This is a genomic window from Pseudomonas sp. FSL R10-0056 (genome assembly GCF_009600105.1).
GTDB lineage: Bacteria > Pseudomonadota > Gammaproteobacteria > Pseudomonadales > Pseudomonadaceae > Aquipseudomonas > Aquipseudomonas bubulae.
Window position 1 is genome coordinate 20,276 of sequence record NZ_WIWL01000211.1, and the last position, 7,159, is coordinate 27,434.

General features: G+C 55.4%; 5 protein-coding genes and 1 pseudogene. All 6 read left to right on the top strand.

What is annotated here, in order from left to right; genetic code table 11:
• Window position 1: 1 nt before the first annotated feature.
• The gene (locus tag GHO42_RS20375) at window positions 2–328 is read left to right on the top strand and encodes a GPW/gp25 family protein (protein WP_153328614.1); all 327 of its coding nucleotides are present in this window, start codon (window positions 2–4) and stop codon (window positions 326–328) included.
• Complete coding sequence (locus GHO42_RS20380) at window positions 325–1,215, top strand: baseplate J/gp47 family protein (protein WP_153328612.1); 891 nt, start codon at window positions 325–327, stop codon at window positions 1,213–1,215. Before GHO42_RS20375 ends, GHO42_RS20380 begins: the two co-directional genes overlap by 4 nt.
• On the top strand, window positions 1,208–1,843 hold the full coding sequence (locus GHO42_RS20385) for a phage tail protein I (RefSeq protein ID WP_153328610.1): 636 nt from the start codon (window positions 1,208–1,210) through the stop codon (window positions 1,841–1,843). Before GHO42_RS20380 ends, GHO42_RS20385 begins: the two co-directional genes overlap by 8 nt.
• Window positions 1,844–1,860: 17 nt before the next feature.
• Entirely contained in the window at window positions 1,861–5,400 is a 3,540-nt protein-coding gene (locus GHO42_RS20390) for an SGNH/GDSL hydrolase family protein (protein WP_153328608.1), read from the top strand.
• Window positions 5,401–5,554: 154 nt separating this feature from the next.
• A complete protein-coding gene (locus GHO42_RS20395) occupies window positions 5,555–6,865 on the top strand; it encodes a phage tail protein (RefSeq protein WP_178114936.1) in 1,311 nt (436 codons plus the stop codon).
• Between the two features lie 65 nt (window positions 6,866–6,930).
• Window positions 6,931–7,159 (top strand): annotated as a pseudogene (locus GHO42_RS20400) (phage tail sheath family protein); the annotation flags it as partial.

Genomic DNA, 7,159 nt, shown 5'->3' on the forward strand with positions numbered 1-7,159 from the left:
CATGATCGGAATGGACCGCCATACCGGGCTGCCTATCTCGGGCGTTGAGCACCTGAGGCAGTCCATTGCAGACATCTTGACCACGCCGCTGGGTTCTCGGCTGATGCGCCCGGAATACGGCAGCACAATCCGGCGCTTTGTCGACCTGCCCGTTAGTGAGGGCTGGAAAAGCGCTGTGCAGGCCGAAGCAGCCCGCGCCCTGAAGCGCTGGGAGCCGCGCCTGGAACTGACGCAGGTGCAAGCCCTGTCAGTCCTTGATGGGCGCATCGCATTTCGCCTGTCGGGGATCTACAAGGGCGACAGCCTGCTATTGGAAGTGACCGCATGAGTACACTTGACCTGTCCCGTTTACCGGCCCCGCTTGTGCTGGAGTCGCTTGATTTAGAGGCGCTGTATCAAGAAGCACTGACCGATTTTCGCGCCTTGATAGGGGACAATTGGACGGCGGACCTGGAGTCCGATCCGGTGGTCAAGCTGCTGGAGAAGGTCGCCTACGACAAGATGATGGGGCGTGCGCGGATCAACGATGCGGCCAAGGCGTTGTTGCTGGCCTTTGCCCGTGGCAGCGACCTGGATCATCTGGCGGCCAACTACAACGTCAAACGGCTACTTGTGATCGCTGCTGATCCCGGTGCTGTGCCGCCGATCGAGGCGCAGTACGAATCGGACGATTCCCTGGTGGAGCGCACGCTGTTGGCGTTTGAGGGCATGTCGATTGCGGGCCCTCGGGATGCTTACGTGTTTCATGCCATGTCGGCGGATGGCCGCGTGGCGGATGCCCGGGCCGCCAGTCCAAGCCCCGCCACGGTTGAGGTCAGTATTCTTAGCCGCATTGGCGATGGCGTGGCGTCTGAGGATTTGCTTGAAGTGGTGCGGGTGGCCCTCAGCGATGAAGATGTACGGCCGGTCGGCGACCGCCTGATCGTTCAGTCTGCCAGTCTGATCGACTATCGGATCGAGGCTGTTTTATACCTCTACCCGGGCCCGGAGATTGAGCTAAGCCTGACTGAGGCGCGATCCTCCCTGAATCGCTACATCAACACCCAGCGCCGCCTAGGACGGGATATTCGTCGTTCGGCGATTCATGCTGCCTTGCATGTATCGCGGGTGCAGCGCGTGGAACTGATCCACCCGGTTGAGGATGTGGTGGTGCTGGACCATGAGGCCGCCAATTGCACGGGCTTTAGCGTGGTGTTCGGTGGCACTGATGAGTGATGCCAGCCTGTTGCCGCCGAACCGCACGACGCTGGAGCAAGCGCTGGCCCTGGTGTCGATGGAAAAGGCGAGCCTGCCAAACGTCCTGCGCCGCATGATCTCACCGGACACCTGCCCGGTTGCGTTGCTGCCCTGGCTGGCCATTCAGCGCAGTGTTGATCGATGGGACCCGGAGTGGTCGGAATCGATCAAGCGCAAGGTAATTAAGGACTCTTTCGAGATCCACAAACGCAAGGGCACCTTGGGCGCGCTCCGGCGTGTGATTGAACCGTTTGCCGACCTTATCGACATCACCGAATGGCACCAGTTGGAGCCGATGGGCGAGCCCGGCACTTTCAGCTTGAGCTTGGCGCTGTTTGAGAGCGGTCTGAGCGAGCAGGGGCTGGCTGACCTTGAGCGGATGATTGCCGACACCAAGCCGATCAGTCGGCACCTGGTGGGGTTGAACATTACCTACAGCCCGACAGGCGCGTTGTTCTTGGGTGGTGCGATTTTTACCGGCGACGAAGTGGTTATTTCCTCCGCTGAATTGCAGTTCAGTGATGAGGACTTAAATCGCTTGGAACGTGCCGCGAAAGATTACAACCGTATCGGCAACGTCTTTATGTCCAAACTTTTTAGCATTTGATCTTCAGGAAAATATATATGGACTATCAGGCGGAGCGGCTTGGTTTAATTGTGGAAGCTGCAGAACAAAGCATGGACATTGTTCAGCGCTTTTCTAATGATCCGATAGATGCGGGCAATATTCAAACCGCATCGGGCCCCATAAAGAATCTTAAGCAAGTCTCCGCTGATATTAAGTCTGACGGTGAAACCGTAATCGGCGTGGCGGTCGCTGAGTTGATTGATGAGCTAAAAACAGAGACGTCGGTCAGTGCATTGATTGATGGCCTGACGGATACGGCGGCTTTGGCGGAAGAGAGTGCCGCCCAAGCCCGACTTGCCGCCGATTACGTGAACGCAGCGGGTAAGATCTACGACAGCACTGTACTTGGTTTGGCAAGCACAGTGCCGGGGCAGTATTTCAACATCCCGGCCGCTGGAAGTTCGGAATACTTGATTCTGTACAAAAACGAAGGTGGTGTGGCGGTTGAGAAAAAGCGTTATCCATCGTCTGAGGTGGTTTCCGTCTTGGCATCAAAGAGCCGCTTTACTTACTACGAAAATGCCCTGTATGGGAGCGGGTATGAGGGTGGAAAATTTACCGGCGCTGTGGTTACCCCTAGCAAGGCTGCGGTCAGCGTAGTCAGCAACGCCATCTGGGCGGCGGTTGGGGTTCAAAAGGCTCTGCGTATCGAGCTGATCGCGGCGTGGCCGGAGTTTATGACTAAGGCGTTGTACGACGCCAACGTCTTGGTGGATCAAATGGCGAGCATTGCCCTGAGCCCTGCCACACCTGCAAATTTCCACGCCGGGGATACGATTAATTTCCGTATGTTGTATCGCAGTAATACAGCGGCCGCCTGTGCGCTGGTCATTATTAAAGCTGACGGTTCTTATGATTCGATCGCCGGCGGGGAGCCTGGACGAATTGCGCTGGCTAACACCAATGGGGCTATTTCCGAAATAAGCTTCAGCGTCGTTGCCAATAGCGCGACAGTGAATCAGGCGATTATCAGTCCTCGTATTTTTGGGGGCGATGCGCAAGTTTTCTCGATCGGTGACTACATCGAAGTGGTCGATATGGTCATGCAGAAATCCCCCATCAACAAAGGGTTCAACTACAAACACCCGACTAAAGACAACTTGCTTGAACAAACAGCGGCGCTTGCATCCAGTTTGGCCGCTAAGAGCAAGTTTATTTACTACACCAACGCCCTGTACGCTACCGGATATGAGGGCGGGAAGTTTACCGGCGTGGCAGCCACACCGGCCAAAGCCACGGTCGGTTTGGTCAGCAACGCCACTTGGGCGGCTATCGGTGTGCGAAAGGCGTTGCGCATCGAGCTGATATCGGCGTGGCCAGAGGTGACGACTAAGGCACTGTATGACGCTAACGTCCTGGCCGATAAAATGGCGAGTATTGCCCTGAGTGCTGCGACACCGGCAGACTTCCATGCGGGGGATACGGTTAACTTTCGCATGTTGTACCGCAGTAACAAGGCGGCCGCCTGTGCGCTGATTATCTTCAGGGCTGACGGCTCTTATGATTCGATTGCCGGTGGTTCAATTGGCGCGAAGGTGCTGCCGAATACCAATGGCGCGATTTCAGAAATAAGCTTCAGTGCCGTTGCCAGCAGTGCCAATGCCAGTCAGGCCATTATCGGCCCTCGAATTTTTGGGATGGATGGGCAAACTTTTACGGCCGGTGACTACATCGAAGTGGTCGATATGGTCATGCAGAATTCACCCATCGACATGGGAGTCAACTACAAGCACCCGACTAAAGACAACTTGCTTGAACAAACCGCAGAACTGGCGTCTAGCCTGGCTGTTAAGAGTAAATTTATTTACTACACCAACACCCTGTACGCTACCGGGTATGAGGGCGGGAAGTTTACCGGCGTGGCTTACACCCCGGCCAAGGCCACGGTCGGCTTGGTGAGCAACGCCACTTGGGCGGCTATCGGTGTTCGAAAGGCGTTGCGCATCGAGCTGATATTGGCGTGGCCAGAGGTGACGACTAAGGCGCTGTATGACGCCAACGTCCTGGCCGATAAAATGGCGAGCATTGCCCTGAGTGCTGCGACACCGGCAGACTTCCACGCGGGGGATACGATTAACTTTCGCATGCTTTATCGCAGTAACAAAGCGGCTACCTGTGCGCTGATTATCTTCAGGGCTGACGGCTCCTACGATTCTACGGCAGGTGGTTCAGTTAGCGCGAAGGTGCTGCCGAATACCAATGGTGCGATTTCAGAAATAAGTTTTAGTGTCGTTGCCAGCAGCGCCAATGCCAGACAGGCCATTATCGGTCCTCGAATTTTTGGGTCAGATAGGCAAACCTTCGCGGCCGGTGACTACATTGAAGTTGTCGACATGGTGATGCAATTGATGCCAATCGACAGCGGCGTTACTTATCGGCACCCGACGAAAGATGACGTCCTGCGGTATGTCTCTGCACCGGCCGGCAAGAATATTTTCGATAAAAATAAGGTTGTTCCCGGTAAGCAGGTATCCGGCACGGGGGCAATTACAGCCTCTGCTACTAGCTCACTATCTCCATATGTCTATGTAGCGGGTTTGCGCAGTATTACCGTATCGGGTCTCCAAAATAACCCAAATGATGGTCGGTATTACGCCTTTTATGCAGAAGACAAAACCACTGTGATATCGGCAGGTCACTACTTGCGTGCGGGTCTTAACTCCGGTGTCATTGAAGTGCCAAACGAAAGTTTTTGGTTTTTGATATCTACCAAGCGAGTCAATACCAGCCCGGACGAAAATGATGCTGTACAGATCGAACGTGGTCGAATGGCGACGGCATATGCTGGCTATGTCGAAGGCTTTAATGGTATTGACTCGGTTTACTTTGTAGCGCCGCCTCCCCTCGGTAATGCCAGTAGTGCTAAGAGTTTTATGCTGTTTGGGGACAGCATCACGACTATGGGTACATGGAGCGCCGGCGGGGTGTTTACAGACTTGGGCCGGCGGCCTTGGCCGAAGATTGCCAAGGACTTGTTGCCAATGGGTTCTCTGGTGAACTACGCCAAGAGCGGTGCAGCTTATCGCGACAGGGCGTGGGTGGAGGATTGGCAAAAGCTCAGCTATCAAGTTACCAAGGCTTTGGAGTTCTCAACTGTTGCGGATGTTATTGTTGTTGCGTGTGGTACAAACGATGGTATTGATGATCTGGGAGACTACAGTGTGGCAATGGGCAAGGCCACCTTGGATGATCTGGATCGCACGAAGTTCTATGAGGCTATTCGCTGGGCATTTTGGTCTATTTCGTTAAATTGGCCTAAGGCCGTGTACTTTGCTGCGACGCCAATTCAGCGGGCCTCCCCCGCACCCGAAGTGCTGGAGCCGCTGTATACCGCTATTAAGAAAATGGCGGCTCGTTATAACTTCATTCTTATTGATGCCACTGCTGAAAGTGGAATCATCCGTGATTTTGAAGTTGCGTCGGCTCCCGGTCGATACTTAACTGATGGTCTTCATCCTAACGATGAAGGGCATATAAAAATGGCTGAATTGTTTTCGCGTAAAATTGGTGAGGTAATTAATTGGTGCTCCAGTTAGTTGGCGATTGATTGTCAGAAATGAGCCCGCTACTTTTCGGGCTTTTCTTCTGGTGATTTCGGAAGCTATTTTAAGGTTTTCGTGAAGTCTGAATTTATTAGTCGGTATGGCGCTAATTTCGGCGTGTATATCTGTTTTCTTATCGGGCGAATATATGGCAGATGAAGATATTTTTTATTCCGCGATACTGACTGATCTAGGCACGGCCCAATTGGCCAATGCCGCCGCCACCGGGACACCGTTGAACTGGACCCATATGGCCGTTGGCGATGGCAATGGCGTAACGCCCATTCCGTCGCAATTGCAAACGGCGCTGATTCACGAAAACCTGCGCTTGCCCTTAAATCGGCTGACGGCTCGTGTCGATCGGCCGGTCATTGTCGCGGAGCTGGTTTTGCCGTCGAACGTGGGTGGCTGGTGGGTGCGTGAAGTGGGGTTGTATGACTCGGCTGGCAGGCTGATGGCGGTCGCCAATTACCCGGCGACCTTCAAGCCGACGCAAGCTCAGGGTACCGGACGCACTCAAGGTATTCGGATGCAACTGCTGGTCAGCAGTACAGCCGACATAACCCTGATCAATGACCCGACGCTGGTTATGCCTACCCTGGAGGTCGTGCGTGATGAAATCCGCAAGGGTACGGCCGGCTACGCCTCCCGACTAAAGACGTCGCGCAAGATCGCGCTCATGGGCGATGCCACCGGCGAGGCGCTATTCGATGGATCGAACAATGCGACTATCGACATGGCCCTGGCCAATTCAGGGGTGACAGCGGGGACTTACGGAAAGGTCAAAGTCACCGCCAAGGGGCTGGTGGTCAAGGGTTTGGCGCTTGAAGCGGCGGATATTCCGGCACTGGATGCCAGCAAGATCGCAACGGGCACCCTGAGCCGACCGACTACCGCCAATGCGGGATCCGCGAGCAAGCTGCAAACCGGACGCGCATTAAGCTTCGTCGGGGCGGCCACCGGCTTGGGTTGGTTCGATGGCAGTGGTGACCTGAATATCCAATTGGCATTGGCGGGTCTGGATACCGGCAAGCTGATCAGCGGCATTTTGCCGGTGCTGCGGGGCGGTACCGGCGGCAATACCCCGGATACAGCGCGGGCTGCCTTGGGTGCTGGGGTGCCGTCGAGCCTGTATCACAACCCGTCTGGCTTTTGGTGGGATAAAGACACGGGGCTTTTTGTGCAGTGGGGCAACTCGTACTTGGGTGACATGCCGGGCGGTCGGTGGAATGTTCAGTTTAATTTCCCTTACTGGTTCGATACCGCGCCTTTCATTGTGCTGCCGGTGATTACCCAGCACCCGGGCGGCAATGCGTCCGCCTCCACGGTGACGTGTGCGTTGGTTGAAAGCTCATTGACCACGGTGGGGTTTGTTCTCGGCTTCACGGAATACCTTGAATACAACCAGGCCTTTGGCGTTCGCTGGATCGCCGTGGGCTATCGCGTCACCCCGATGTAAGCACAGGTCTCATCGCTGTACCGCAACCGCCGATTGGCGGTTTTTTCGTTTCTATGGAGATAACCATGAGTTCTACCGACTTCTTTCACGGCATTACGGTGTCGCTGGTCGAAAGCGGCGCGCGGATCATTGCGCTGCCGTCGTCTTCGATCATCGGCATTGTCGACACCTTTACCCCCGGGCTGGGGCTGGCGGAGTCCAACGTGCCCACCCTGCTGACCCGTGAGAGCGAAGCGGTGGCCGCGTTCGGCGCTGACTCGGCGCTGACCCGGGCGTGCAAGGCCATCCTCAACC

Bases quoted from the DNA above. Each gene is read 5' to 3' on its own strand.
- GHO42_RS20380 (WP_153328612.1), top strand. From the start codon at position 325: ATGAGTACACTTGACCTGTCCCGTTTACCGGCCCCGCTTGTGCTGGAG.
- GHO42_RS20385 (WP_153328610.1), top strand. From the start codon at position 1,208: ATGAGTGATGCCAGCCTGTTGCCGCCGAACCGCACGACGCTGGAGCAA.
- GHO42_RS20390 (WP_153328608.1), top strand. From the start codon at position 1,861: ATGGACTATCAGGCGGAGCGGCTTGGTTTAATTGTGGAAGCTGCAGAA.
- GHO42_RS20395 (WP_178114936.1), top strand. From the start codon at position 5,555: ATGGCAGATGAAGATATTTTTTATTCCGCGATACTGACTGATCTAGGC.
- GHO42_RS20375 (WP_153328614.1), top strand. From the start codon at position 2: ATGATCGGAATGGACCGCCATACCGGGCTGCCTATCTCGGGCGTTGAG.